At 33.0% G+C, this 1,979-nt stretch carries 1 protein-coding gene and 1 pseudogene; both read left to right on the top strand.

Translation table 11 applies throughout. From position 1 onward, the window contains the following. Nucleotides 1-64: 64 nt before the first annotated feature. The gene (locus AC1DJR_RS28060) at nt 65-862 is read left to right on the top strand and encodes a cell wall hydrolase (protein ID WP_477004055.1); all 798 of its coding nucleotides are present in this window, start codon (nt 65-67) and stop codon (nt 860-862) included. Nucleotides 863-1,165: 303 nt separating this feature from the next. After that, nucleotides 1,166-1,979 (top strand): annotated as a pseudogene (locus AC1DJR_RS28065) (NAD(FAD)-utilizing dehydrogenase); the annotation flags it as partial.

The raw sequence follows: 1,979 nt of genomic DNA on the forward strand, positions 1-1,979 counted from the left end.
CTTATATACTCTGAACTACATTACTCAACAGTTAAAACTTAATTTTTTATTGGGAGGATTTACAATGAAATTATTAAAAATAAAACATATAATTCCTTTATCTGCGGCAGCAATTACATTCGTATGTAATCAAGGTGTAGCTGAGGCTTCCACCATTCATACAGTAAAAAAGAATGATACACTTTGGGGTATCAGTAAACAATATGRRGTKTCMATACAATCWMTTAAACAAGCAAATAATAAAGSAAAWGATCAAACTTTTATTGGTGAACAGTTACATATTCCAGGATCCATGAAATCAAATGAGGTCACTGTTCATCAAAACGACAAACCTAAGAACATCTCTGGACAAATTATTTATCAAGTACAGCCGGGAGATTCATTAGAAATTATAGCAAAGCGTTACAACGTTACCGTTCAATCTATAAAACAAATTAACAATACAGTCGGAAACATGCTTTATACAGGACAACATTTAAAAATCAATTCAAGTATTTCAGAAAAAGAAAAAGACTTAATGGCACGCTTAGTTACTGCTGAGGCAGGTGGCGAATCATATAAAGGAAAAGTAGCGGTGGCGAAAGTTATCTTGAATCGTGTAAATGCAAAWGGWTTTCCAAATACAATAACAGGTGTTATTTATGAACCTATTAAACGCGGATATGCATTTACTCCTGTTACCGATGGTAGAATTAATCAGCCTGCAAGCGCAGAAGCAAAAATGGCAGTAGAAGAGGCTATCTCTACAAATGGAATACATTCTGATTGGCTTTATTTTTATAATCCAAAAACTTCAACAAACAAATGGATTACGACACGTCAAACAGTAGCGGTAATCGGTAACCACGTCTTCGCTAAATAAAACTATAATTCTCTTCAAATTTATGCACTTAACAACTATTTCCAATGATTAGCAGACCTCTTTACTTAAAAGGTCTGTTTTTTTTATATGTAAGATTTTATTAATCATATGACATAGTGATCATTTAAATCTATTTCTTCTTTCAAATAAAAACATTTGTATTTACTCCACCACTCGGAGAAATTAAAAAAGCATCAAGTTCAAAAACTCCCTCTTTATTAATAAAAGCTATTTCTTAACTTCATAAAAGTGTTATACACTAAGAAAATAAAAAACAAACTATTCGTTAGCAGGTGAAAGAATATGTATGATGTTACAATTATCGGAGCTGGAGTAAGTAGCATCTTTATGGCTTATTCATTAGCCCAAAGTAACAAAAAGATTTTAATTCTTGATAAAGGTAAAGCGCTAAAAGATCGCCATTGTCCTTTAGACCAAGGAAAATTGTGTAATTGTACTACATGTGATAAATATTTCGGATTTGGTGGTTTAGGAAAATCTGAAGGGAAATTTAATTATACAAATGGATTTGGTGGCGAACTTGAGCAAAAAGTAGGTAAAAAAGCTTTTATACAACTCATGGCTGAAGTAGATGAAATTCTATGTCAGTTTGGCGGAAGTTCGGTTTCAAAATATTCTACAGAAAATCTAAATCTCACTAAGAGAGCTGAAGCGTGTGGTTTACAAATGCTCACAACAGAAGTAAGGCATCTTGGCACTACACTTTCAAGTAACATTTTTCAGCAGCTCTACGAATTTTTACTTACGAAAATAAATATCCGATTTCATATAGATGTAGAGCATATCATAAGGCAGAAAGATCATTTTAGAATAGCTACAAATCAAGGGATAGTTCAATCTAAGCAACTCGTATTTGCAACAGGACGTTCCGGGGCTGATTGGTTAAAAGAAATGTGCTCTTCCCTTGAAATTGCACAGGAGCAAACCCGTATAGATTTAGGTATTAGGGTAGAGATGAAAGAACATCAATTACGTTCTATATTAAAAGATACATTTGAGACGAAACTTTCTTATCAGCATGAACATTTCACGGCTACTACTTACTGTATGAATCCAAAAGGACGCATTATTCGAAAGTACGAAGAAGGTTTAGTTA

It is taken from the genome of Bacillus sp. 05T31, assembly GCF_056396725.1.